This is a genomic window from Mesorhizobium sp. M0052 (assembly GCF_040323255.1).
In the GTDB taxonomy this organism is placed as follows: Bacteria; Pseudomonadota; Alphaproteobacteria; order Rhizobiales; family Rhizobiaceae; genus Mesorhizobium.
Map to the genome: position 1 here is coordinate 200,380 of NZ_JAMYUS010000002.1, position 23,991 is coordinate 224,370.

General features: G+C 61.1%; 19 protein-coding genes. 10 read left to right on the forward strand and 9 right to left on the reverse strand.

Annotated features, from left to right (window positions below; genetic code table 11):
* Positions 1-343 precede the first annotated feature (343 nt).
* Genes wecB through NKJ77_RS03215 form a run of 3 tightly spaced genes read left to right on the forward strand, consistent with a single transcriptional unit; the run spans position 344 to position 3,628 of the window.
* A complete protein-coding gene (wecB, locus tag NKJ77_RS03205) occupies positions 344-1,498 on the forward strand; it encodes a non-hydrolyzing UDP-N-acetylglucosamine 2-epimerase (RefSeq protein WP_023831503.1) in 1,155 nt (384 codons plus the stop codon).
* Positions 1,491-2,828 (forward strand): UDP-N-acetyl-D-mannosamine dehydrogenase, encoded by a 1,338-nt coding sequence (wecC, locus tag NKJ77_RS03210; RefSeq protein WP_023686301.1) that lies wholly within the window; start codon positions 1,491-1,493, stop codon positions 2,826-2,828. The genes wecB and wecC overlap by 8 nt, the downstream gene beginning before the upstream one ends.
* Positions 2,825-3,628, forward strand: coding sequence for a WecB/TagA/CpsF family glycosyltransferase (locus NKJ77_RS03215; RefSeq protein ID WP_352534221.1), 804 nt, complete (start codon positions 2,825-2,827; stop codon positions 3,626-3,628). The genes wecC and NKJ77_RS03215 overlap by 4 nt, the downstream gene beginning before the upstream one ends.
* 40 nt (positions 3,629-3,668) lie before the next feature.
* Here NKJ77_RS03215 and NKJ77_RS03220 read toward each other — a convergent pair whose 3' ends face one another.
* Positions 3,669-5,108 (reverse strand): lipopolysaccharide biosynthesis protein, encoded by a 1,440-nt coding sequence (locus tag NKJ77_RS03220; RefSeq protein WP_023831502.1) that lies wholly within the window; start codon positions 5,106-5,108, stop codon positions 3,669-3,671.
* Between the two features lie 168 nt (positions 5,109-5,276).
* Here NKJ77_RS03220 and NKJ77_RS03225 point away from each other — a divergent pair, with 168 nt between their 5' ends.
* Complete coding sequence (locus NKJ77_RS03225; RefSeq protein WP_031195420.1) at positions 5,277-6,395, forward strand: glycosyltransferase; 1,119 nt, start codon at positions 5,277-5,279, stop codon at positions 6,393-6,395.
* An 18-nt stretch (positions 6,396-6,413) separates the two neighbouring features.
* Here NKJ77_RS03225 and asnB read toward each other — a convergent pair whose 3' ends face one another.
* Both asnB and NKJ77_RS03235 read right to left on the reverse strand, forming a co-directional pair.
* Positions 6,414-8,303, reverse strand: a complete 1,890-nt coding sequence (gene asnB / locus NKJ77_RS03230) for an asparagine synthase (glutamine-hydrolyzing) (RefSeq protein ID WP_023831500.1) — start codon at positions 8,301-8,303, stop codon at positions 6,414-6,416.
* Positions 8,304-8,524: 221 nt separating this feature from the next.
* Complete coding sequence (locus NKJ77_RS03235; protein WP_031192949.1) at positions 8,525-9,766, reverse strand: glycoside hydrolase family 5 protein; 1,242 nt, start codon at positions 9,764-9,766, stop codon at positions 8,525-8,527.
* Between the two features lie 16 nt (positions 9,767-9,782).
* Between NKJ77_RS03235 and NKJ77_RS03240 the strand changes: the two genes are divergently transcribed.
* From NKJ77_RS03240 to NKJ77_RS03250, 3 genes are all read left to right on the forward strand, one after another.
* Positions 9,783-11,789 carry a heparinase II/III family protein gene (locus tag NKJ77_RS03240; protein ID WP_023671805.1) on the forward strand — a complete coding sequence of 669 codons (2,007 nt, stop codon included), beginning with the start codon at positions 9,783-9,785 and terminating at the stop codon, positions 11,787-11,789.
* 203 nt (positions 11,790-11,992) lie between these two features.
* Positions 11,993-12,985, forward strand: coding sequence for a sterol desaturase family protein (locus NKJ77_RS03245; protein ID WP_352534224.1), 993 nt, complete (start codon positions 11,993-11,995; stop codon positions 12,983-12,985).
* Positions 12,982-14,136, forward strand: coding sequence for a GNAT family N-acetyltransferase (locus NKJ77_RS03250; RefSeq protein WP_023831499.1), 1,155 nt, complete (start codon positions 12,982-12,984; stop codon positions 14,134-14,136). The genes NKJ77_RS03245 and NKJ77_RS03250 overlap by 4 nt, the downstream gene beginning before the upstream one ends.
* A 461-nt stretch (positions 14,137-14,597) precedes the next feature.
* Here the strand turns inward: NKJ77_RS03250 and NKJ77_RS03255 are convergent, their stop codons facing one another.
* The 6 genes from NKJ77_RS03255 to NKJ77_RS03280 are packed head-to-tail and all read right to left on the reverse strand — an operon-like array spanning position 14,598 to position 20,664.
* The gene (locus NKJ77_RS03255) at positions 14,598-14,960 is read right to left on the reverse strand and encodes a EutQ-related cupin domain-containing protein (RefSeq protein WP_023711040.1); all 363 of its coding nucleotides are present in this window, start codon (positions 14,958-14,960) and stop codon (positions 14,598-14,600) included.
* A 3-nt stretch (positions 14,961-14,963) separates the two neighbouring features.
* Positions 14,964-16,397, reverse strand: coding sequence for an NAD(P)/FAD-dependent oxidoreductase (locus NKJ77_RS03260; RefSeq protein WP_352499100.1), 1,434 nt, complete (start codon positions 16,395-16,397; stop codon positions 14,964-14,966).
* Positions 16,397-17,575, reverse strand: coding sequence for a M20 aminoacylase family protein (locus NKJ77_RS03265; RefSeq protein WP_352499101.1), 1,179 nt, complete (start codon positions 17,573-17,575; stop codon positions 16,397-16,399). Before NKJ77_RS03265 ends, NKJ77_RS03260 begins: the two co-directional genes overlap by 1 nt.
* Entirely contained in the window at positions 17,572-18,381 is an 810-nt protein-coding gene (locus NKJ77_RS03270) for an ABC transporter permease (RefSeq protein WP_352499102.1), read from the reverse strand. The genes NKJ77_RS03265 and NKJ77_RS03270 overlap by 4 nt, the downstream gene beginning before the upstream one ends.
* Entirely contained in the window at positions 18,378-19,577 is a 1,200-nt protein-coding gene (locus NKJ77_RS03275) for an ABC transporter permease (RefSeq protein WP_352534226.1), read from the reverse strand. Before NKJ77_RS03275 ends, NKJ77_RS03270 begins: the two co-directional genes overlap by 4 nt.
* A gap of 31 nt (positions 19,578-19,608) precedes the next feature.
* Complete coding sequence (locus NKJ77_RS03280; RefSeq protein WP_352534228.1) at positions 19,609-20,664, reverse strand: ABC transporter substrate-binding protein; 1,056 nt, start codon at positions 20,662-20,664, stop codon at positions 19,609-19,611.
* Between the two features lie 120 nt (positions 20,665-20,784).
* Here NKJ77_RS03280 and NKJ77_RS03285 point away from each other — a divergent pair, with 120 nt between their 5' ends.
* The 3 genes from NKJ77_RS03285 to NKJ77_RS03295 are packed head-to-tail and all read left to right on the forward strand — an operon-like array spanning position 20,785 to position 23,962.
* Positions 20,785-22,119: an aspartate aminotransferase family protein gene (locus NKJ77_RS03285; protein ID WP_352499105.1), complete on the forward strand. Its 1,335-nt coding sequence runs from the start codon at positions 20,785-20,787 to the stop codon at positions 22,117-22,119.
* A complete protein-coding gene (locus tag NKJ77_RS03290) occupies positions 22,119-22,856 on the forward strand; it encodes a GntR family transcriptional regulator (protein ID WP_352499106.1) in 738 nt (245 codons plus the stop codon). The genes NKJ77_RS03285 and NKJ77_RS03290 overlap by 1 nt, the downstream gene beginning before the upstream one ends.
* Complete coding sequence (locus NKJ77_RS03295; RefSeq protein WP_352534230.1) at positions 22,856-23,962, forward strand: ABC transporter ATP-binding protein; 1,107 nt, start codon at positions 22,856-22,858, stop codon at positions 23,960-23,962. Before NKJ77_RS03290 ends, NKJ77_RS03295 begins: the two co-directional genes overlap by 1 nt.
* Positions 23,963-23,991: the final 29 nt, after the last annotated feature.

Genomic DNA, 23,991 nt, shown 5'->3' on the forward strand with positions numbered 1-23,991 from the left:
GCCCCCGAGCGGTTGGCGCCGCCGCCGGCGCGTTGCAACTCGAGACCACGTAACCTGCCGCATCCAACCGCTTAAAAAGCTCATTTTCCCAGCGCCGGGATGCGACGGCGTGGCCGATGATTAAAATATTAGTCAACCCAAGTTATTCTCGTTAAAGCAAAAAATGGCTTTGCTTTGGTATCTTTCCCCACTGTTCCTGGCAAGGGTTGCCCAAGGGGGGCTGCGGACTCTAGCGTTAATCATACGTTAATTTTTTTGAATACGAAGGCGGTTCAGGGCGCTATTGTTAGGCTGTAAGCACATATCAGCCGGGCGCGCACGCTTTCGGTGACCAGGGTCAACCATGAACGCCGTTTCACATCCGAAATTGCCCGCAAGGCGAAAACTGCTGATCGTGTTCGGCACGAGGCCGGAGGCGCTCAAATGTTTTCCGGTGGCGCGCGCCGCGCTTGCCCATCCGGGCTTTACCACGGAAATATGTGTGACGGGCCAGCATCGCGAGATGGTCGATCAGGTCATTGAACTGACGGGCCTGCCGGTGCACTACGATCTTAGCATCATGCAGCCAGGTCAGACGTTGTTCGACGTGACCTCGCGCGTGCTCCTCGGAATGGCGGGGGTGCTGGAGAAGGCGAAGCCGGACATCGTCATCGTCCAGGGCGACACAACCACCGCGATGACCGCGGCTCTAGCTGCCTTCTATAAGCGCATTCCGGTTGCCCATATCGAGGCGGGATTGCGCAGCCACAACATCAACTCTCCCTTTCCGGAGGAACTGAACCGCAAGATTGCCGGCAACATCGCCACCTGGCATTTTGCGCCGACCACCGAGGCGCGCGACAATCTCATCGCCGAAGGAAAGGCTGCGAACACCATCTTCGTAACCGGCAATACCGTGATCGACACGCTGCTGCATTTCTCCAGTGAGATCGATGCCGACGAGCTGATGAACGCCAAGCTCGCCGCTCGTTTCCCCTTCATCGATCCGACCAAGAAAATGATCCTCGTCACCGGTCATCGCCGTGAGAATTTCGATGGCGGCATCCAGAGAATCTGCACCGCGCTGAAGGCATTGTCGGCGCGCAGGGATGTGCAGATCATCTACCCGGTCCATCCCAACCCGAATGTGCGCTCCGTGGTCGACGCCGAAATCGGGACGGTGCCGAACATCCACCTGATCGACCCGCAGGACTATTTGCCGTTCCTGTACCTGCAGAAACAGAGCTACCTGGTGTTGACCGACAGCGGCGGCGTGCAGGAAGAGGCGCCTTCACTCGGCAAGCCGGTGCTGGTGATGCGGGAAAACACGGAGCGACCCGAAGGGATCGCCGCTGGTACTGCCCGGCTGGTCGGTACCGATATCGAAAAAATTCTGGCCAATGCCAATAGCCTGCTCGATGATGAGAGCGTCTATCGCGGCATGGCGGAGAGGCACAACCCATACGGCGATGGCCAAGCTGCGACCCGGATCGTTGAGGAATTGCTGAATCATGGCTGAAATCAAAACCGTTTCCGTTATCGGCATGGGCTATATCGGCCTGCCGACCTGCGCCATTTTTGCCAGCCGCGGACTCGATGTCATCGGTGTCGATATCAACGAGGCGGTGGTCGCGAAGGTCAACCGCGGCGAAATCCACATCATCGAACCGGACCTGGATGGTTTGATCCAGAAAGTTGTCGCCAATGGCAAGCTCAAGGCATTCAGCACGCCTCAGCCGGCCGATGCCTATATTATCGCCGTTCCAACTCCGATCACCCCGGACCGCAAGCCGGATGTCAGCTACGTGCTTGCGGCAGCGCGAAGCATCGCTCCGGTACTAAAACGGGACGACCTGGTGGTGCTGGAATCAACATCGCCGGTCGGTACGACGCGCGTCATGACAGCGCTGCTCGCGGAACTGCGACCCGATCTCAAATTTCCCGTCGCGCATGGCGAGGAAGCTGACGTCCTGGTCGCCTACTCTCCCGAGCGCGTGCTGCCGGGAAAGGTGCTGACCGAGCTGATCAACAACGATCGCTCGATCGGCGGACTGTCCCGAAAGTCTTCGGAGCGGACAGCGGCACTCTATTCAAGCTTCGTCGCCGGCGACCTGTTCATAACCCAGGCCGAAAGCGCGGAACTGGTTAAGCTGACCGAAAATGCGTTCCGCGATGTCAATATCGCCTTCGCCAATGAGCTTGCGGCGGTGTGCCAGGATCTGTCCCTCAATGTCTGGGAGGTAATCGATCTCGCCAACCGGCATCCTCGCGTGAACATCCTGCAGCCGAGCCCGGGCGTGGGCGGCCACTGCATCGCGATCGATCCGTATTTTATCATCGACGCCGCACCGAACAATACGCGGCTGATCAGTTCGGCGCGGCGCATCAATTCCGAGCGACCCTTGTCGGTGGTCAGGGACATCGAGGCATTGCTCGACCCGACCCGCAAGCAGACGATCGCCTGTCTTGGCCTCAGCTTCAAACCCAATATCGACGATATGCGCGAGAGCCCGGCTGTCGAGGTTGTTAAGCTTCTGTCCAAGATTCCCAATATCAAGATCGTCGCTGCCGAGCCCAATGCGCGTCAGTTGCCACACGAACTCGAGGGCAGCGGCGTCATGTTCACCGATGCACTTTCCGCTATTGACCAATCCGATATCGTCGTCCTGCTGGTCGACCATCGACAATTCAATCTGATCGATCCCGAAGCGCTCAAGGACAAGAAGCTCGTCGACACACGGGGCCTGTGGACCTGGCGCAAGGCGCGCAAGCCCGACGCCCGCATCGAAGGCAAGAAATCCGAAATGGAACGCTCGCAGTCTCTCGCTCGCACCGGAGAAGCGGCATGAACTCGCATGACCCGGCATGGGCGCAACACTCCCTATTGGCATCACGCCGCCGCGAGTTTCTCGGTGCGACCATCCATGCGCTGACCATCGCCGAGACGTTGGCCATCGCAGACGAGGCGATGGCGACGCGGCGGCCGCTTCATCATGTTGTCGTGAACGTCGCCAAGCTTGTGAACATGCGCAAGAATGCCGAACTGCGCGAGGATGTCGTCGGGGCGGATATGGTCAATGTCGACGGCAAAGGCGTGCTTTGGGGCGCGCGGCTCTGCGGCGTCGAGTTGCCGGAGCGTGTGACCGGCGTCGATGTCATGATCAACCTGCTTGCGCTGTGCGCCAGGCGTGGCTATCGCCCCTACCTTCTGGGCGCTGAACAGCACATTCTCGACGCAGTTGAAAGCCGACTTGCCAGAGATCATCCGAGCCTGGCCATTGCCGGCAGGCGCAATGGGTATTTCAAGGCGGACGAAGAGGCCGCGATCGTCGAGGCCATCAACGCTTCAGGTGCCGACTGCCTGTTTGTGGCGATGCCGACGCCGAGCAAGGAGCGCTTTCTCAAGCGCTATCGCGACGTACTCGCTCCGAGTTTCGTCATGGGCGTGGGCGGCAGCTTCGACGTCTATGGTGGAAAGGTCGCCCGGGCACCGAAACTGGTTCAGGCGGCCGGCCTGGAGTGGCTGTTCCGCGTGGCCCAGGAGCCGCGACGCTTGTGGCGCCGCTACTACGATACCAACACCGCCTATGCACTGCTGCTGTGGCGTGAGTTCTGGTCTCGCCGGGGACGCCGAAACGTCAATCCGTAGGCTCGCGACTTTCAGACAAGCATGCCTCATAGCGCGGGATTTATGCGATCCGGAGCCGTGCCCTTAGCTTGCCGATGAACTGCGTCACGGCCGCGGGGTGAAACAACCAGGTCAGTCCCAGGAAAGCCGCAGCGCCGGCGACGCCGCCCGCCGCGAGCGGAAAGATCGCCGGCATATAGCCCAGCGCAGTGCCGGCAAGGCTGGCGGCCAATCCGGTGCAGATAGAAATGATGACTGAGACAGCGATGTCGCGCCAGGGCACCGGCACCGGCGTGAGCCTCTCGGCGATGACGATGCAGGCTGCAAGACCTGCCAGCGATCCCCCTGCCAACGCCAAAGCCGCGCCAATCTCCGCCATGGTGGGAATCAACAGAAAAGACAGTGAAATCGTTGCCACCGAGCCGAAGGAATTGGCGATGATCAGCAACCACGGCCGCTTATGTGCGTGCACCACGACGCCATAAACGAAGCTTGTGAGATTGGCACAAAGAACGCTGAAGGCGATGATCGGGAACAGCAGGCCGAAGCGACCATGATATTCCGCGGGCAGCAGGAGTCGCGTGATGTCGCCGCTGAGCGCGATAAGCATTGCTGCGACCGGCAGGCAAAGGCGTATCATCAAGGCCATGAGTTGCGACAACAACCGCCCGGACGCCTCGGATCCCTCGTCGTCGAAGCGGCTGACCACTTCTGGAAATGCGCCCATGTTGATTGCGTTGGCGACCATATCGATCGGCTGCCGAGCCAATGCGTAGGCGGCTGCGAAGACAGCCACCGCGCCGGCATCGTAGTAGAGCTTGAGGAAGACGCGTTCAGCGCTGTTGAGACCGAAACCGACCAGCGCCATGATGACGAGGGGCACGCCGAGGGCAAAAAACTCCTTGTGGGTGAAGCGCGGCGGGCCGCCAATAACGCGCCCGGATGCCACAACGCACGCCACGATGCCGGCAATCAGCACGGCGAGGCTCGAGCCGAGCGATACCGTCAGAAACGAGCGTTGGAAGATAAGGATGGCGGCGATCGGCAAGGCGAGTTGCAGCAGGCCGCGCAGATATTCAAGCATCGAATAGAGGGAATGACGCTGCTGCATTTGCAGCACCGTCAACGCGAACCGGCTGATGGAGCCGGCAATCAGATAGCTGCAGACGGCGATTGCAAATTCGATCCAGCGCTCCGGCACGATCACCGCGGAGGCGATCACGGATATGATCAGGGCCAGCACCGTGGTGGCAAGCAATACCTGTCCGGCAAGCATCAGGCTGCCACGGCTGACGTCGCCTTTTCCACCAAGCCGCAGCAAGGCAATGCGCAGCCAGTTGGTAACGGCAACATCCGTCATTTCGCCCACGGTGACCACCAGGGTCAGCAGGCCATACTCGGTCTGGTCGATCAACCGCGTCATGACGACCAGCAGGAGCAGAGCGGAAACCCGCGTCAGCAGAATAGCAGGGCCATAGATGAGTGTGGAACGGAGCAGCAAAGGGTTGTCCCCGGAAAATTTGCCGTCGATTAACCGTTGACCGACGGGAATTCCAGCATGATGACGGCAAAGGGTGAACGGATACAGTTTGAACCAAAAGATTCGTCGTAAACCTTTTTTGGAACCTTTGCTTTACGGTCACCCGGCATTCGCAACCCAAATGGTGTCATGTTGCAGCGTCTCGCCCACAATAGAAAAATACATGTCTTGGTCGCAACGCCCTCGGGCGTTTCGGGACAAGGCGGCATCGACCGGATCATGGGGGCGCTGAAGCAGGAGTTCGAACGGCAAGAGATCGCCGACATCGATCTGCGCTTTCTTTCCAGCCGTGGCCCGGGACATGTCGGGCTTTCGATCTTCTACATGCTTGGTTTTTGCGCGCGGATGCTTGCGGCCCGCCTCGATAGACGCGCCGACGTCATTCACATCAATATATCGGTCTCCGGCAGCACCTATCGCAAGATGATGATCGCCGCTTGCGCCAGGCTGTTGTCGATACCGTACGTCCTTCATCTGCATGGGGCCCAGTATCAGACATTCTGGAAAGACGATCATAGTTTCATGAGCCGCCGTATCAGGGCTCTGTTCGAGCATGCCGGCCGGGTGATTGTCCTGGGGGGGCTTTGGCGCGATTTCGTCGCCAGCCGGGCACCGGCGAGCGGCGGCAATATTGTCATCGTTCCCAACGCCACGGCAGTTCCTTCCCTGGCGCATGTCGGCGGAGGCGATCACGTGCACATCCTGTTCCTCGGCCGCATCGGCGAGCGAAAGGGCGTGCCGCAGTTGGGCGAGGCGCTGGAGCGGATGAAACATCTCAGGGGTTGGCGTGCCACGATCGCCGGCGATGGTGAGGTCGAGCCGGCACGAGCGAGGTCGGTCGCTCTAGGGATTGCCGACCGTATTGCTTTTCCGGGCTGGGTGGGACCTGACGAGGTCGCATCACTGATCGCTTCGGCCGATATTCTGGTGCTCCCCTCGTTCGCCGAAAATCTGCCAATGTCGGTGATCGAAGGCATGGCGGCCGGCCTGGCTGTCGTGGCCACCCCGGTTGGCGCGGTCGAGGACATCATCACCCACGAACAATCCGGTCTGTTGGTGCCGCCCGGCGATGTGGCGGCGTTGACCGAGGCGTTAACTCGGCTGGTCGAGGATACGGCGCTGCGCGCGCGGCTTGGCGCCGCCGCCATGGCGGTGCACCGGGAAAGGCTTGAGCTTGCACCGTTTGTCGACGCGATCTGCGATGTCTGGAGATCGGTCGCGTCCGAGGCGCGATCGGTCAAGCGCTGACGCTGTCCTTCATTGTCGTCACTGCGGCGGGCCAAGCGCGAATTCGCGGTGGAATATCTCCAGGTTCAAAAGCGCCCATATCAGTTTTTCGTGGTCCGCGGCGCGCTCGGCGTGCTCCCTGACAATCTGGTCCAGCTTCTTGGCGCTCAAATAGCTACGGATGACCGAATGGGACGAACACAGATGGTCCCGTACATAATCGCTCATCGGCCCGCGAAACCATTCGGCGACGGGCACCTTGAAGCCGATCTTTGGGCGGTTGAGGACCTCGTCGGGAACCATGCCGGCCATGCAGTCGCGCAGGATCTGTTTGCTGTGCAGGAGGCCGAGCCTGTAATGATCGGGCAGTTGGCTAACGAAGGAAACCAGATCGCGATCAAGGAATGGCATTCGCCCCTCGATTGAACCGGCCATCATCACCCGGTCGCCCCGTTCCAAGAGGTTGTCGGGCAACCACGATGTCTGATCAAAAAACAACACACGGCGCAGATGAGATTCCGTCACACTCGAAGAGAACGGGAAATCGTTGCAGTCATGGCCGCAAGTGGCCAACCCACCGAGGAGCGAATCGCGTTCCCGCGCCGTCATGGCTCCAAACCAGGAGATCATCCGGGTGGCAAAGTCCCGTTCACCCGCGCTTCGGGCAAATGTATCGAACTTGGCCGATGCGCCGGGCAATGCGCGCATCAAAGGGGCGAGGAGATTGTTGTGAAGCGACGCTGGAACAAGTGACCGGTAGACACCCGCCAGAGACTCTGCGCGATGTTTGGGGTAGCCGCCGAGAATCTCGTCCGCACCTTCGCCCGTAAGCACCATCTTGACGTCCTGCGAGGCTCGAACCGACATCAGGTAAATTGGAATGTCCGTACTTTGTGAAACAGGTGCCCCCCGATGGCGGACCATCTTGGGCAGATGATTCATCAGGTCATCCGCCTGGATGACGATTTCGCAATGATCGGTCTTGAAATGATCGGCGACGCGCCGGGCGAATGGAAGCTCGCTGTAAGCCTGTTCGCTGAAACCGACCGAAAACGTACGAATGGGGTTGTCGCTGTGCCTGGTCATCAGGGCAACGATTGCCGACGAGTCGAGGCCCCCGGACAGAAAGGCGCCAAACGGCGCATCACTGCGCATCCTGATCTCGACAGAACGGTCGAGCAATTCCAGAAATCGCCGCTTGGCGGTTCCTGGATCGATATCCGCTGTCAGATCGGTCTGATCCGGGGGCGCATAGTAGCGCGTTTCCGTTACTTCCCCTTGCGACCACACAGCGTAGCTTCCCGGGTTGAGCTTGCGGATCTGTTTGAAAAGCGTCCGCGGTCCAGGCACGTAACGCCAGGTCAGATACTCGCGCACTCCATCCAGATCGAGCTGCTGGCCATCTGGCTGCGCAGACAACAACGCGCTGATCTCCGAGGCAAACGACAGCAAATTTCTGCCTTGCATGAGGTAAAGGGGTTTTTTTCCAAAGGGGTCGCGAGCGAGGATCAATTCGCGCCGTTGAGCGTCCCACAGCGCAAAAGCGAACATCCCGCTCAATCGGTCGAACATGGCCAGGCGCCACTGGTCATAAGCCCTGAGCAGCACTTCCGTGTCGGAGCGTGTGCGAAAACGGTGGCCGAGACCGATCAACTCCTCACGCAACTCGATGTAGTTGTATATTTCGCCGTTGAAAATAATCCGGAGCCGTCCGTCCTCGGTCTGCATCGGCTGATTTGAATCGGCGTTTAAGTCAATAATCGCCAGGCGGCGATGCACCAATGCCAACTGGTCCTCGCCTGTGTTCAGGTCCAGGAGTTCGATGCCTTCGGCATCGGGACCACGATGCTGCAAGGCATTCGACATCCCGGCGGCCCGATCTTGTGGCTTCTCGACCCTGCGCCCAATCCAGCCGGCAATTCCGCACATTCTTTCCCTTGGCCCTCTTTCCCTTGTTTGCGTATGATCGAGGACACCAATCTACAGCGAATATATTAATAGCTGCTCGGTGGAGTGATTTTAAAACTGAGCCTGATTTGGTTCGATCAGGCCCTCTCGGCTGCAACTGGAGACGACAGTCCTTGGGTTTCACGCGATTGATCGCCAGCAACCAGGCAGACCGCTCGAACCGATCCTGACCCGATGACGAGTTATGGCAGGCCCAGTGCCCGCAACATCTCCCGGTCCGGGATCGCAGGCCCCTTGGGTTGGATAACACTCATTCCGTAAGGATTGGAGAATTCCCAGGCCGACCACGGCATCGCGAAGCGTTCCGCCTCTCTGCGCACTGCCATGAGATAGCGCAGGCGATCAGCATCGAAAGCTCCCATGCGGCCATCCGCAGACATCAGGATAACGCCGAATTCGCCCACGAACAGGCGTCTGCTCGCTATGCCATGGGCTTCAGCCCAGTCGACCGCCTGACGGAAACCCGCTTCGAGCTGGCTCTGCCCCCAATTCTGCTCAAAGTATCGGGCGATCGTTTCACGCGCCGAGGCCATGTTCATCACCTCTTCGATCTGGCTCAAGCCGGCGGCGTCCATCTGCGCCTTGAGGGTTTCGGCGACCACTTCGGGCGTGCTGGCGTCGGCAGGCCAGGGAAGGCCGGAGGAGAAAGCGTTCTTGTCATCGGCCCGCTGGTGCGTGAAGCTGTGCGGATCATACATGTGGAAGCTGTAATAGACGTTGGGGTCGTCGAAGTTGGGGTCCAGGTTGACCAGTCCCGCGATGCTCCCGCCGCAGGCGCCGGTCGCGACGATGGTGAGTTCGCTGCTGACGGCGCGAATATCGCGAACCGTGCCTGCCATGATCCGCTGCCAGTCATCGCTGCCGCTTGAATCGCAAGGGTAGTAGGCGGGCTCGTTATAGGGCTCGAGGGCGACCTTGTCGGCGCCAATTTTGATCAGCATGGCAGCCACCGCCACTACCATTTTGCGATAGCGGGCAACACCCTCGCTGTCGGCCCCGCCATGGATCATTTCCATGCTGTAGGCCGGAACCTGGCTGACGCCATGCAGATCGAAAACCACCTTGAGCCCGCTTGAAACCACCCGCTGCACCGCAGCGGCAAGCATGTCCAGCGCCTGTTGTCGTTTGGCGCCCTCGCTGGCAAGCAGAGGGCCAGGGTCGACACTCAGCCGGACAAAGTCGAAGCCCATGGATCGAATGCGACCAAACTGGTCGCCGTCCGGCCAATCGGTGAGCGGCCTGCCGCCCGCAAGCCATTCCTTCTCGCTGCGATAGGGCGGCCATTTGTAGGAACCATCTTTCTCCACCGGCGACCAGTTGAGCCATTCATGGACGCCAACGCCGCGCTCAAGCGGGATCGGCGCCGCCTCGGCTGACAAAGCCATGCCAAGCGCGCACGCTATGACGTAGACAACTTTTCTCATCGCAAAACTCCGCGTCATGGCCGAAGATATTAACCGCGGGAACGGAAAAGAGGATGCCGCCACACGCTTTTTCGACGGGATGGTGTATGAGGATCAAAATCTTGGCGGAGCGCGGATGAGGGTCGGGTGGTATTTCAACCGATTGCGCAGCATGGAGTTGGCCGAGATATTGCATCGGTTGGACGAGCAGCGCCGGAGGACCGTTTCGCGCCGCCGCGACAACGGCTGGCAGCGCTATGCGTCGCCGCAGTTGCACCCGGTGCTGCACGGATTGCGGAATGCTGTGCCGGCCGCTGCGACACCAGCCCAGCGGCAAGCTATCGAGGCGGCTGCGCAAAACACTCTTCGGGGCCAGTTTTCAGCACTTGGGCAGACCTGGCCACAGCGAGACCCCTATACTCTCTTTCCACCCGAGCTCTGGCGCCTTGATCCGGTGACCGGCCGGCTTTGGCCAGGCCCCAAGACCCATACTTTCGATATCGATTTTCGCCATGCCACCGGCCGTGGCGATGTAAAATATGTCTGGGAAATCAACCGGCTGCAGCAACTGCCGCCACTGGCTGCCCATCTGCTTCTCACCGGCGATGATCAATCCCGTGCGGCCATCGAGGCGGCGATCGAGAGCTGGCATTTCGCCAACCCACCATTTCGGGGCGTTGGCTGGGCCTCGGGCATCGAGGTCGCGCTACGAGCCATCAGCCTGATTGTCACGCTCGACCTCGTCGGCGACCGGCTTGGCGCGGCGACGCGAGAAAAAGTCGGTGAAATACTGGCGGCAAGCGCCTATTGGCTGCCGCGGTTTCCCTCCCGTTTTTCGTCCGCCAACAACCATCTCGTCGCGGAATTGGCTGGCGAATATTTGATCGGTCTGGCTTTCGGGGCCGAGGTGGCTCGCGAGTCGCTCCTGGCTGAGGTGCTCAAACAGATCCTGGCCGATGGCGCCGGGGCCGAGCAGACCCCGACCTACGCCGCCTTCAGTGCCGAACTTTTCCTGCTGTGCGCTGCGGCGGCGCGCCAGGCCGGACTGCCTTTTCCCCAGCCCGTCGAAGCGCGTTTGGCCGCTTTCGCCAATTTCGCAGGCTGGCTCCCGCCGAAAACCAGCGGCTTCGGCGACAATGATGAAGGCCGCGTGATCACGCTGGGGGGCGAAACCGATTATGTCGGATCGGTCGCGGCCGCCATCCGTGGTTTTCTACGGATGCCGGGCAGCGCACCGGAGCCTGGCGATTTTCGTGCGCTTTTCTTCGGCGCGCCACCGCGGCCGGCGCCGGTGCCGAATGGATTGCATACATTCACGCAAGGCGGGCTCTCCGTCTGGCGCGGCGAGATGAATGGTCGCAACGTCCATCTGACATACGACCACGGCCCGCTGGGCTACCTTTCGATAGCGGCGCACGGTCATGCCGACGCGCTGTCGCTCACCCTGTGCATTGACGGCGATCCGGTGCTGGTCGACCCCGGCACATGGCTCTATGGTTCGGGGGGAGGCTGGCGCGACTGGTTCCGCTCGACGCCGGCGCACAACACGCTGAACCTAGAGGGTAAAAGCCAAAGCATCATCTCCGGGGCGTTCAACTGGTCGCACAAGGCGGTTGCGACATTGGTGGAGAGCGAGCCGGGGCCGCACTGGAGGCTGTGTGCCCGACATGACGGGTACAAAGGCCGCTTCGGCGTTGTGCATCAACGCGCCGTGACACGCGATGGCGACGGCATCCTCGTGACCGACCAACTGCTCGGCGGCAGCCGCGTCGCTGAGATCGTCTTCCAACTCGCCGCCGACCTCCACGCCAACAGGGATGGAAACATTGTCACGATATTGCGCGGCGCTGAACCTTTGATGACTATCCACTTTCCAGACGCAGCGATCCACATCCGTTCCGGCGGCGACACACCGGGCCAGGGCGGCTGGGTTTCGCCGCGTTTTGGTGCAAGGCAGCCAGCCGAACGCCTCGCATGGCGTGGCCAAGTAGGCGAAAAGGGAGTAGTCATCCGGCTCGCGCCAAGTCCGCCGCAGACCCGATAACGGGCAGGTTGCAGGCGCAGCGTTCGACATTAATTACGTTCAGATATTTAGCGGTTTTGACACCGTTGATCTGCTAATTTGGCCATGATTGTTCTGCCAGTCGCATCCCGATACACAGTTGCGGGCAGCATATGATGGGCCTGGCAATATGTGCTTCGCGACGAGCCGGATCACCATTTCACCACCTAGGAGCCACTGCATCGATGTTTTCGGAATTCGCCAGAGTGATCGTGGAAAAACTCTCACACATCGATCTGCTGACACTCGGTCTCCTGTTGCTCACGGCGCTGGGGAGCGCGGTGGTCGCCTACTGGCGAACGGTCGAACAGAAATCCTTCCGGGACTTTTTCGACTTCGCCTTTCCCGCGGAAGTCATCATGCACCCATCGGCGCGAGCGGACGCATTGTTCTGGATCACGAAAAGGCTGGTGATGCCCTTCCTGCTCATTCCCGCCGGTGTCACCTTCGTTGCCGCCACGGGATATGCAACAAACCAGGCAGTCGGCTGGCTCTTCAGCATCTCGCAACCGCTGATACCCGGCCCCGCCGGCCCAGTGACGATCATCCTCTTCACCGCAACCATGCTCGTTGCTTACGATATCTCCTACTACCTATATCACGTTGCCCAGCACCGTTTCCCGTTCCTGTGGGAATTGCACAAGGTGCATCATTCGGCCGAAGTGATGGTTGGGATCACCAAGGACCGGGTTCACCCCCTGGACGATCTGATGAACCGGATCTGGGACGGCGTCATACCGGGGATCAGTTTCGGCTTGTGGAGCCTGATTGCGCTTGATCCGGTCGAGATCGCCATATTTGGCATCAACGTCTATGTCATTCGCAACATTCTCATGATGGACTTTGTTCGCCACACGCATCTGAAGATTTCCTTCGGCCGGTTGAACGGCGTCATCTTGTGTCCGCACTGGCACCAGGTGCATCACAGTGTCGACCCTCGCCACTACGACAAGAATTTCGGGCTGCTTTTTTCATTCTGGGATCGCATATTCGGAACGCAGTTCATCCCGGATCCGGACGAAGACCTCAAGTTTGGACTGACAGATCGCGACGTACGCGACTATCAGTCGCTTTTCGGACTTTACGTGCTGCCGCTCAAGAAAATGGCAAACCATATCATGCGACTTTTTCAAAAGCGCATCGATGTCGCGCAGCCGCAGGACCGTCTCCAACCATGAACAAAATGGCTTCGATTGACGCTGTTGGTGCGGAGCGACTGGAAATCGTCAGTTCGACGGATCGCCTGGCCGCCATCGAAGCCGAATGGGTAGACCTATGGCATCGTACCCATGCACTGATCTTTCAGAGCCATGCCTGGGTTTCGGCATGGTGGAGCACCGTGCGTGACCGCGACCGGCGCTCGCTGCGGATCGGCCTGGTATGGAGCGATGACAGGCTGGTCGCTGTCATTCCCCTGGCGATCGGCAGACGAAAAGGACTTCGGCTCCTCGAATGGGCCGCCAATAGCTATACGGACTATGGTGATATTCTTGTCGCGCCGGAATGCTCCCTATCGGCCCTCCAGAACCTCTGGAACCGGATCTGTTCGGCGGGTGGCTTCGATCTTGCTTTTATCAATCGTCTGTCGCCGGATGCGGGAGCCCGCAGGATTTTTACACCGGGCTCTTCCAGCGGCGTCAAGCTTCGCGCCAATCACCGGGAGGAAGTCAGTTATCGCGTCGCTGGACAGTGGGCCAGCGGAGCAGCGTGGCTGGCGGACCAGCCGAAAAAGATGCGCCAGAACTATCGGCGCGGCATCAAGATACTGGAGGAAACAGGCGAAGCGAAATTCCGCCTCCTGTCGGCCGACGAGCCGCTGCAGCCATTGCTGGAGCGACTGTCGGCGCTGAAGCGCAGATGGCTGGAAAAGCACACGCGTGAATCCGACCTTTTCGAAGAGGGCGAGCCGGTTCTTGCCGCCCTGGTGGACGCGCTGTCACGCGCCGGTGTGCTGCGCATTTTCGTACTTGAATGCAATGGTGCGATGGTCGCGGTTTCCATCAACATCGTCCAGCACAACGTCATGATGGCATTCGTTACCACCTACGACCCTGATTTTAGCCGAGCGTCGCCGGGTGCGGTCCTGATTACGGAGTATATACAGTGGTCGTTTGATCACGGCTTGGGATTGGTCGATTTCCTCTGTGGCGGAGAGGCCTTCAAACATAGGTTTGCAACACAGGCCGTTACCCTCCAATCCGTTCTCGGGGCACGCACTGTGCAGGGCGCGCTCGCTTCTCTCGCTGATCGTATCTGTCAGACGATCCGCGTACGCTCACGCGGATTGGCGTCGGCGAATCCAGAGCGCCCGCCCGATGAGACTGCTTAATTTAGCAGGATAACTCGGGCAGAAGCCGCCGAGCGTCAGGGGCTTGGCGGGCGACACGGGCGCGCCATTCGAAAATCCGCGTCGATTGCGCCTCGGAATCGAGACCGAATGGGGTCCGCAGGTGGAGACTTTCGAGGCGCAGTTTGTTGTCTGCGAAGCGTCGCAACACGTTCGTTGGCGTCACAATGGCAGCAGGCTAGGTCCTAAAATCATTGAAGACTTTTTCGGACAGGGCGCCTACCATAGGTCCGCGTCTTTGCTATTATTTCAATAGCTTAAGGTGGGCTGGTAGCGGGAGAGCGCTACCGCCTTTCCCCCCACTCGTCGAACTACCGGTTCCTGCTTAGGTGCTGCGGCTGAGCTGTGTCGCTGCAATCTGCCGCCAGACATGCGCGGTGGACGCCCCGGGTTCGGAACTGCGCTGCGCATGGCCAACGCATGGAAAAGGAGTGCCTGTCAGTTCAGGGTTCTGCCGTTCCCTGCCGCGCTGCCCAGTCGAATGGGTAAAGGCAATAGAAATAGCCGGTACGCTCGGTGGCGATGTATTTCAGGTGGGTGCCGTTTGGCAGCCAGACGATATCGCCGGGATTGCACTCATGGCGACCGTCGTCCAGTTCGATCGTCAGGGTGCCCTCGTGGATGAACAGCACCTCGTCGTAGGTCACGGTCCAGTCGATCGAGGCGTTCTCGAGATACTCGATGCCGCCGCCCATGGTCCGACTGATATCGGCATTGATGACGCGGGCAATCGAGGATGTGCCGGTCGGTGTGATGGACGGCTTCAGGGTCAATTCGCTGCGCTTGAAGATCTTGGCCTTGGACACCGTTTATCCTTTTCTTGCGCGGAGGTTGGCTTTCGAAGGGGTGACGCCGGACGGGGCCAGTCCCGCGAGCCATCTGGTCAAGAGGTCGGGTTTTCGGCCGGCATGTTCGAGATCGTCGCGCCGCCGCACCGCGCCACGAACGAAATGCGCGCCGACGAACCGGAATGGTTCGGATGGGAAGCCTCGCGTCACTGGGCGCACGAGCGCCGAATGGGTGAGCTCGGATTCGCCGCCGGTCAACAGGCCGGTCAGGATCTTGCCGCCGAGATAGGCCATCGTCGTGCCGTTGCCGGAGAAGCCGTAGCCGTAGACGATGTCGCGGTTGGCGGGCAGGGCGCCGAACAGTGGCACGCCGCTGACGGTCCGATCGATCGGGCCGTTCCATGATGTATCGAGCGGAAAGTCGGCGAGCGCCGGGTGACCGTCCCGCAACGCGCGGCGCATGTCGGCGACCCGTGGCGATAGACCATGAAACCGCCTGTCGACGATGCCGCCGAGGCCGATGACGCCGCCACTGACGCCGACAGACAGCCGACCATCGCGCGTCGGTGACCAACCGCCGACGAAAACGCGGGAATCGATCATCAGCGGCGCGCGGCGGTAGCCAATCTTGTCGAGAAGGTCTGGAATGGGTTTTGACATGGCGTCGTCGCTGGAGATGTTGAAGATTGCCGGCGCCAGTTCTCGAATGGCGCCGGACCATGCATTCATGGCAAGCACGATCTTGCCGCAAGACACAGTGCCTCTCCCCGCCTCCACCTTGAGCGTGCCGTCGCGCGAAAACCGCGTCATCGGCGACTTTTCATAGATGCGCACGCCGCGTGTTAGTGCTGCCCGGCGCAGGCCGCGCACGACGAAACCGGGATGCACGGTTGCCGAGGACGCATCGAACGCGCCGCCGAGGTGGCTCGTCGTGCCGGCCATCGCTGCGATCTCGTCGCGCGAAACTCGTCGCGCCGGCACGTAGCCATGCGCCGCCAGCTTGTTCAACGCGTCGTCCCAGGCGCCAAGCTGGGCTTCGCACGTCGCACCCCAGATCCAGCCGATGCGATCAAACCAGCTGTCTATTCCCTCGGCCTTGCAGAAAGCCTCGATGCCGCCGATTGCGGCTTCGGATGCCTTGATGATCGAAAGTGCATCGTTTCCGTCGCGCAGCGCGGCGAGCGCGCTGTATTTCGTCCATGCCGAGAGCACCATGCCGGAGTTGCGGCCGCTCGGGCCACCGCCGCAAATGTCACGCTCGACGATGACAACATCGAAGGCGGGATTGTGCTCCTTGAGGCGTATAGCGGTCCACAAGCCCAGATAGCCGCCGCCGACGATGCAGATGTCAGCCTGGGTCGCCTCTTCGAGCGGAGGCGCAAGGTCTGGGTCCTCGGGCAGGGCCTGCCGCAGCCAATGGCTTCGCCAGACGATGTCCTTTTCCGACAGTTGCATCACGATGCGCCTCTGGCTGATAGGCGGCGCTCCACGAGCCTGACCCAAAGGCTCGCGCCAATCGGCAGGATTGCGTCGTTGAAATCGTAGTTGGTGTCGTGAGCCGCGGCCTGGTGCGCATCGTCGGCCTGGCCGAGCAGGAAATAGCAGCCGGGCCGCTGTTCCAGCATGTAGCAGAAATCTTCAGAACCCATCTCGGGAGGCGGATCGATGACGAGACTTGCCGGTCCCATCACCTCGTTCACAATCGCGATCATCGCGTCGGCTTGCGCCGCAGTGTTTATCGTCGGTGCGAAGGGCGTTTCGTAGCGGATGTCGACGCCGGCGCCAAAAGCTTCAGCTTCGTTTTTCGCGATGCGGCGGATTGCCGTCTCCAGCGTCTTTTGAACCTGGTGGTTGAAGGTGCGCACGGTGCCGGTCAGAAACGCCGTATCGGGGATGGTGTTGAAGGCTTCGCCTGCGAGCAGGCTGCCAACGGTGACGATTGCGGAAGAATGCACATCGGTGACGCGGCCGGGCAGGGCTTCGATTGCCAGCAGGATGCGCGCGGCGATGGGGAGTGGATTGATCGCCAGATGCGGCATCGCCGCATGGCCGCCCCTTCCGTGGACGACGATCTCGAAGCGATCGGCCGCCGCGGCCACCGTTCCGCGGTGGACGGCGATCTCGCCGAGCGGCCGTTCGCAATTGTGCAGCGCGTAGACTTCATCGCAGGGGAAACGCTCGAAAAGGCCCTCGTTCAGCATGGCAAGCGCCCCACCTCGACCCTCCTCGGCCGGCTGGAAGATGAAATGCACCGTGCCGGCGAAGTCGGGCGAGCGAACAAGCGCCGAGGCTGCGCCGAGCAGCATAGTGGTATGGCCGTCATGGCCGCAGCCATGCATCCGCCCGGGGGTGCGGGACGCATGCGCCAGCGGCCGTGCCTCAGTCATCGGCAGGGCATCCATGTCGGCGCGGATGCCAAGGCTGCGACCAGCGCCAAGCCTGCCCCTGAGCGTGCCGACGACACCTGTGCGTCCGACGCCTTCGGTCGTCTCGATGCCCCACGCGCGCAGTTTGTCCGCCACGAAACGGGCCGTCTCGAACTCTTCGAAACCGAGCTCGGGATTGGCATGGAGATGCCGCCGCCACGCCGTCATCTCGGTCTCGAGTTGCTGCACCGACGGAACCAGTTTCATGCCGATGCCTTTGCGCGGAGAGCTTGCGAGCGGCTCTGCAGGATGGCGATGACCCCAAGCAGGATCGCCGAGAAAGCGATCAGCAGCACGGCGACGGCCGCGATGGCAGGGCTGATGGACTCGCGCACCCCGGAGAATATCATGCGGGGCAAGGTTCGCTCCGCGCCCGTCGAGAGGAAGCTTGCGACGACGACTTCGTCGAAAGAAATGATGAAGGCGATGATGGCCCCTGTAACGACGCCCGGCGCTATCAGCGGCAGCACCACCTTGAAGAAGGTGCGCATGGCGCCGGCGCCCAGCGATGCCGCCGCACGAACCAACGTCCGGTCGAAGGTCGAAAGACTGGCGACGACGGTGGTTAGCATCACAGGCACGGCCATCGCCGTGTGCACCAGAATGATCGATAGCTTGTTGCCAACGAGTCCCAACGTGGCGAAGAATGAAAAGGCCGCGACGCCGACGATGACGACCGGCGTCACCAAAGGCGCGGCGATGATCGCGTAGAGGATCCGTTTCCCGGCAAAATCACCCCAGGCGAGCCCGATCGCCGCAGGTATGCCGAGCAGCAAAGCCAGAACCGTGGTGGATAGCCCGATGACGACCGAGTTCCACAGCGCGTTCGGCCAGCGCTCGTCGACCCACAGTTCGGCATACCAGCGCAACGACCAGCCCGGCGTTGGAAATGCCAGCGAATTGCTCGAGGTCAGCGACATGGGGACCACGATCAGCAGGGGCAGGATGATGAAAGCCAGCAACGTCGCCGCATAGGCATACATCAGCCATTTCCGGAAGCGGTCGGCGCTCATGCGACATGCGCCTTGCTGCGGAAGAGGACGGATGCCGTCCAGAACAGGAACGCAAACAATACGAGGATCATCAGCAGTTGCAGGGAAAGCGCTGCGCCCATGCCCCAGTTCAGCGTGCTGTTGGTGTAGAAGGCTATGTAGCTGGAGATCATCTGGTCTGTCGGCCCGCCGACAAGCGTCGGGGTGATGTAATAGCCGAGCGCGAAGACAAAAACGATCGCCCCGCCGGACAGGATCCCGGGCAGGATCAACGGCAACTGCACGCGGCGCCACGCCGTGAGCCACGGCGCACCCAACGACAGCGCCGCGCGCATGTAGGTGGTCGGAACCCGCCGCATGATGGCGACGACGGAGAGGACCATCATGGGCAGCAGAACCTGAACCATCGCCAGGTACAGCGAAAAGCGAGTGTAGATGAGGTCGAGGGGTTCGCTGACGATACCCAATCCGAGCAGTGTGGAATTCACGGGGCCGTTCTTCTGCAGCACGATGATCCAGATGACGGTGCGCACCAGCAGCGATGTCCAGAGCGGAAACAGGATCAGCGCGAACATCAGCTTCGACCAGGCAGGCGGCGCGCTGACGATCGCCTGCGCCAGCGGCACGGCGAGCACCGCGCAGATGACCGTCACCACCATGCTGATCCAGATCGTACGCAGCAGCGCGTCGACGAAGATGGCGCGGTCGGCCGAAACGGCTTCGATCGAATTGTCCGCGCCGCGCTTCAGGTCGAGGCTCGCAAGCAGATAATAGTCCGTTCGCGCGCTTTGCTGACGCGCTATGACCTGCCAGAGATCGATGTTTTTCCAGCCGGCCTGTTTGGCGACCACCTCGTCGCGCACGGGGCGCATGCCGAGCTTGCCGTCGGCCGCGTCCTTTGCCGTCTTGATGACGAGGAAACGACTACCGACGACGCGCTGGTTCACGAGTTGCGCCAGGACGCCTTCCTTCCCGGCGCGCCGCGCGTCGGCCAGGTCCTCGACGAGTGCTGCAAAGACGGGTTCGCCAGGCAGGCCGCTCTCTGCTTTCCAGCCGGCCAGAGCGGCAATTGTGCGCGGCAGGTTGTTCGAGAAATCCGAGTTGTCGACGGCCAGAGCCAGGAAGCGCGCCACCGGCCACAGAAACAGAATGACGACGAATAATATAAGCGGAGCGGTCAACAGGGCGAGCATGCCGCCCCGTTGGCGTCGCTTCATAGCCGGTTTAGTCCCGACCAACATGCCCAAGTTACTTCGCGAGCCAGGCCTTGAAGCGTTCTTCCAGCGCTTCCTTGTGCTCGGTCCAGAAGTCGTTGTCATAGGCGGCGCCGTACTGGAGGTGCTCCGGCGACGTCGGCAGGTTGGCCTTCCAGTCCGCGGGAATGAGGTCAGCGGCTTCCTTGCGGCCGGTGCCATAGGCATAGAGCTTGGAGAAGCCGGCCTGATTTTCAGGGATGGAGAACCACTTGAGGAGATCCAGCCCGCCTTGCTGGTGCGGTGCGCCCTTCACCACGGCCCAGTAGTCGGTGCCGTAGAAGAAGCCGGCGTCCCATGCGATGGCGTAAGGCTTCTTCTCGTTGATGGCTTCGTTGGTGATGCGTGCATTGAACGCGTCGCTGAGCGTCACTTCGCCGCTGTCCAGGTTCTGGATGCCCTGCGTCGTGGTGGACCACCAGACGACGTTCGGCTTGATCTTGTCGAGCATGGCGAAAGCCCGGTCGACGCCTTCCGGCGTGGCCAGCACCTTGTACATGTCCGCGCGTTTCACGCCGTCGGCCATCAGCGCATTTTCCAGTGTGAACTGCGCTTGCTGGTAGAGGCCGCGCTTTCCTGGAAATTTCTCGACGTTCCAGAAGTCCGCCCAACTCTTTGGCGCGGCGTCGCCCTTATAGACATCCGTGTTGTAGGCAAGAACCGTTGCCCATGTGTCGGACGCGACACCGCATTCATGCAGGGTGCCTGGGAGATAATTCGCCGCGTCGCCGGTGATCTCGGGCGTCAGCGCGACGAACAGGCCTTCGGCGCAGCCGACTTCCATGGCGGGCGCTTCCACCGAGACGACGTCGTAGGTAATGTTGCCCGCCTGCACCTGGGCACGCACCTTGGCGACCTCGCCGCCCCACTCTTCCATGATGATCGGGACGCCCGTCTTTTCGGTATACTTGTCCCAGACTCCATCCTTGTAGGCCTTGTCCCATGTACCACCCCAGCCGACCACCGTGACGGGATCGGCCGCGGACGCGGCAAAAGCCGAGGTCGCGAGGCAGATCGCGGCGGCAGATACGGCTTGCAGATAAGTCCTCATCGCAGTTCCCCTTTCTTATGTTGTGGATTTGATCAAATTTCAAACGCAAAATGGATTGATAAGCAACAGGAATTTGCGATAGGGTGCAAAAAAGTTAAAAAGACAAGGGGATTTGATCGAATGCTGCAAGGCACTAGAGACGTGCGCGCCAATGTCAGTCTCGCTGCTGTTCTGGACGAGGCGCGACAGCGTTTCGCTGACGCCAACCCGAACAGCCTGGCGCGTCAGAACGAGGCCGCGGCATCGTTGCCGGGCGGCAATACGAGGGCCGTTCTATGGTACCCGCCATTCCCTGTTTCGTTCGTCTCCGGCGAGGGCTGCAGGGTCACCGATCTCGACGGCCATACCTATGTCGATCTGGTCTCGGAATACAGCGCCGGCTTCTACGGCCACTCCGACAAGGCGATTTCGGCGGCCCTTGTGGACGTCATACAGGGCGGCATCATGCTGGGTGCACCCAACCGCTACGAGGCGCGCCTGGCAGCGGCGGTGGTCGAGCGTTTTCCAGCCATCGAGCGCGTGCGCTTCTGCAACTCGGGCACCGAGGCGAACATCATGGCGATTTCCGCCGCTCGCGCCATCACGAAGCGTTCGAAGATACTCGCCTTCCGGGAAGGCTATCACGGCGGCGTACTGACTTTTGCGCATGGCGGCTCACCGCTCAATTTGCCTTTCCCCTTTGTCTTCGCCGACTACAACGATAGTGCAGGCGCCGTGGCGCTCATCAAGGAACAGGGCGACGAGCTTGCCGCCGTCATCGTCGAACCGATGATGGGCGGCGGCGGCTGCATCCCGGCGACCCGCGAGTTCCTGCAGGCGCTGCGCACAGCGACGAAGGAGACCGGCGCGCTGCTGATCTTCGACGAGGTCATGACCTCGCGCCTCGACTATCGAGCGCTCCATGGCGCGCACGGAATTTTTCCCGATTTCGTGACGCTCGGAAAGTACATCGGCGGCGGTGCGAGTTTTGGCGCATTCGGTGGACGCGCGGACCTCGTCGACCGCTTCGATCCGGCCTTGCCTGGTGCGTTCTCGCATGGCGGGACGTTCAACAACAATATTCTCAGCATGGCTGCTGGTTTCACCGGTCTGACGCAGGTGCTGACGCAAGAGGCGAGCCGCGCCATCAATGCGCGCGGAGATCGCTTGCGTGAAGCGATGAACGTCTCACTTGAGCGGCATGGCGTGGAGGGTATCGTCATAGGGCGCGGGTCGTTGATGAACCTGCATTTCGTCAGGGGGCCGGTGGACACGCCGGCGCGGCTCGACGATGCCGATCCATCGGTGATTGCGCTGTGGCATATCGAGATGCTGTTGCGAGGGTATTATGTGACGCCGCGCGGCATGCTGGCGTTGTCACTGCCATTTGGCGACGCCGAACTCGACGGCTTCGCCGCCGCATTCGACGATTTCCTGTCGAGCAACCTCAAAATACTGCCCCGCCGGACAAACTGATGCTCGATCGCAAGGATGCCACCGCCGGCTCGGCCGCGCAAAAGACAGCTCATGTTCGTGTCCATACGGACTTGAAGGAAGCACTGATGAACGGTGACTTCCTGCCCGGCCAAAGACTGGTCGTGCGACAGCTTGCCGAACAGTACCGGACCAGCGCCATGCCGGTGCGCGAGGCCTTGCGGCAACTCGTCAGCGACGAGGCGATGTTCGACCACCCAAACCGGGGCGTCATCGTCCCCGAGGCCACGGTGGCGCGTATTTCGGATCTCGTGCGTGTGCGCTGCAGCGTCGAAGGGACGGCGGCCGAATGGGCTGCGACGACCATCACGCCCGAAGAACTCGATGAATTGGCGAAGCTGAACAGCCTGATGCGCGAGTGCGTCGAGAGCAACGTCATGGCTAACTATCTCGGCCTGAACAGGCGCTTCCATTTCACGATGTACCATGCCGCGCGGTCACCTCTCATCCAGCAGATCATCGAGAAATTGTGGCTGCAGGCAGGACCGTTCTTGAACATCGTCCGCTCGGACGTGACCTACGGCCTGGGCCTGGACCATCACGACGAAATGCTCGCGGCGCTGCGTCGCGCCGATGGCGCGGCTGCGCGCAAGGCCCTGGTGGCCGATCTGCGCGAGGCCGCCGACATCATTCTTCGCGCCGCGGCGGCGGCTGAGGCGCAGCCTGCTCGAAAGCGCCCGACTTCGGTGCGCCGTGATCCGAAGGCGCAGGCGCGGTGATGGGCGGATCTCCGCGTGGGCGGGTTCACGTCGAGTTTCGCGGCGTCAGCAAGCGCTACGGGCATGCGGTCCAGGCGGTGCGCCAGCTCGACCTGGAAATCGTGCGCGGCGAATTCCTGACGCTGCTGGGCCCTTCCGGGTCCGGCAAGACGACGGCGTTGATGATGCTGGCAGGATTCGAAGATACGACCGAGGGCGAAATTCTCATTGACGGTCAGCGCATCGACAACGTTCCCGCCAATCGTCGCGGCATCGGCATGGTGTTCCAGAACTACGCACTTTTCCCGCACATGACGGTCGCCGAAAATCTGGCTTTCCCGCTCGAGGTCCGCAAACTTGGCCGCGAGGAGGTCAGGCGACGTGTCGGGAACGTTCTCGACATGGTCCAGTTGCCCGAATTCGGCAATCGGCGGCCAGCGCAGCTTTCGGGCGGGCAGCAACAACGTGTGGCGGTTGCCCGCGCCCTGATTTTCGAACCAAATCTTGTCTTGATGGACGAACCGCTTGGCGCCCTCGACAAGCAGCTGCGCGAGCAGATGCAGTTCGAGATCAAGGATATTCACGCCCGGCTGGGCGTGACCTTCGTCTACGTCACGCACGACCAGACCGAAGCGCTAACCATGTCGGACCGTATCGCGGTGTTCAGCGCCGGCCGCATCGAGCAACTGTCGACGCCGCGCGAACTGTACGAGCGTCCCGCGGCGAGCTTTGTCGCAAGCTTCATCGGTGAGAACAACCGCATGTTCGGCGCCGTGCTGGCCGGGAGCGAGGATGGCGGCGTATCCGTCCGTCTCGACGACGGCGACGTTGTGTTGAACGCCATGTCCTGCGGTGCTGCGCTTTCTGCGGGTGTCAGGGTGACGCTGTCGATAAGGCCCGAGCGCCTGTCAGTTCTGCAGGACGGCGTCACGGCGCTCAACGAGATTCCGGCGACGGTCGTTCAATCAATCTACGTCGGCGATCATGTCCGGCTCGTCGCCGCGACCGCGAGCGGCCAGAAATTCATCGTCAAGCTTGCTACTTCGTCGTCTCAGCCAAAGCTCGATCCGGGTACGGCGATCCGGCTGGGCTGTGGTCGTGAGGATTGCCTCGCGCTCGATAGATAACAACAAAAGGCAGACAAGGGAGACTCCAA

Excerpts from the sequence above, each read along its gene's own strand:
- NKJ77_RS03215 (WP_352534221.1), top strand. The coding sequence starts at position 2,825 with ATGAACTCGCATGACCCGGCATGGGCGCAACACTCCCTATTGGCATCA.
- NKJ77_RS03260 (WP_352499100.1), bottom strand. The coding sequence starts at position 16,397 with ATGCAACTGTCGGAAAAGGACATCGTCTGGCGAAGCCATTGGCTGCGG.
- NKJ77_RS03250 (WP_023831499.1), top strand. The coding sequence starts at position 12,982 with ATGAACAAAATGGCTTCGATTGACGCTGTTGGTGCGGAGCGACTGGAA.
- NKJ77_RS03240 (WP_023671805.1), top strand. The coding sequence starts at position 9,783 with ATGGCCGAAGATATTAACCGCGGGAACGGAAAAGAGGATGCCGCCACA.
- NKJ77_RS03295 (WP_352534230.1), top strand. The coding sequence starts at position 22,856 with ATGGGCGGATCTCCGCGTGGGCGGGTTCACGTCGAGTTTCGCGGCGTC.
- asnB (WP_023831500.1), bottom strand. The coding sequence starts at position 8,303 with ATGTGCGGAATTGCCGGCTGGATTGGGCGCAGGGTCGAGAAGCCACAA.
- NKJ77_RS03280 (WP_352534228.1), bottom strand. The coding sequence starts at position 20,664 with ATGAGGACTTATCTGCAAGCCGTATCTGCCGCCGCGATCTGCCTCGCG.
- wecC (WP_023686301.1), top strand. The coding sequence starts at position 1,491 with ATGGCTGAAATCAAAACCGTTTCCGTTATCGGCATGGGCTATATCGGC.
- NKJ77_RS03285 (WP_352499105.1), top strand. The coding sequence starts at position 20,785 with ATGCTGCAAGGCACTAGAGACGTGCGCGCCAATGTCAGTCTCGCTGCT.
- NKJ77_RS03275 (WP_352534226.1), bottom strand. The coding sequence starts at position 19,577 with ATGAAGCGACGCCAACGGGGCGGCATGCTCGCCCTGTTGACCGCTCCG.
- NKJ77_RS03290 (WP_352499106.1), top strand. The coding sequence starts at position 22,119 with ATGCTCGATCGCAAGGATGCCACCGCCGGCTCGGCCGCGCAAAAGACA.
- NKJ77_RS03235 (WP_031192949.1), bottom strand. The coding sequence starts at position 9,766 with ATGAGAAAAGTTGTCTACGTCATAGCGTGCGCGCTTGGCATGGCTTTG.
- wecB (WP_023831503.1), top strand. The coding sequence starts at position 344 with ATGAACGCCGTTTCACATCCGAAATTGCCCGCAAGGCGAAAACTGCTG.
- NKJ77_RS03265 (WP_352499101.1), bottom strand. The coding sequence starts at position 17,575 with ATGAAACTGGTTCCGTCGGTGCAGCAACTCGAGACCGAGATGACGGCG.
- NKJ77_RS03245 (WP_352534224.1), top strand. The coding sequence starts at position 11,993 with ATGTTTTCGGAATTCGCCAGAGTGATCGTGGAAAAACTCTCACACATC.
- NKJ77_RS03225 (WP_031195420.1), top strand. The coding sequence starts at position 5,277 with ATGTTGCAGCGTCTCGCCCACAATAGAAAAATACATGTCTTGGTCGCA.
- NKJ77_RS03270 (WP_352499102.1), bottom strand. The coding sequence starts at position 18,381 with ATGAGCGCCGACCGCTTCCGGAAATGGCTGATGTATGCCTATGCGGCG.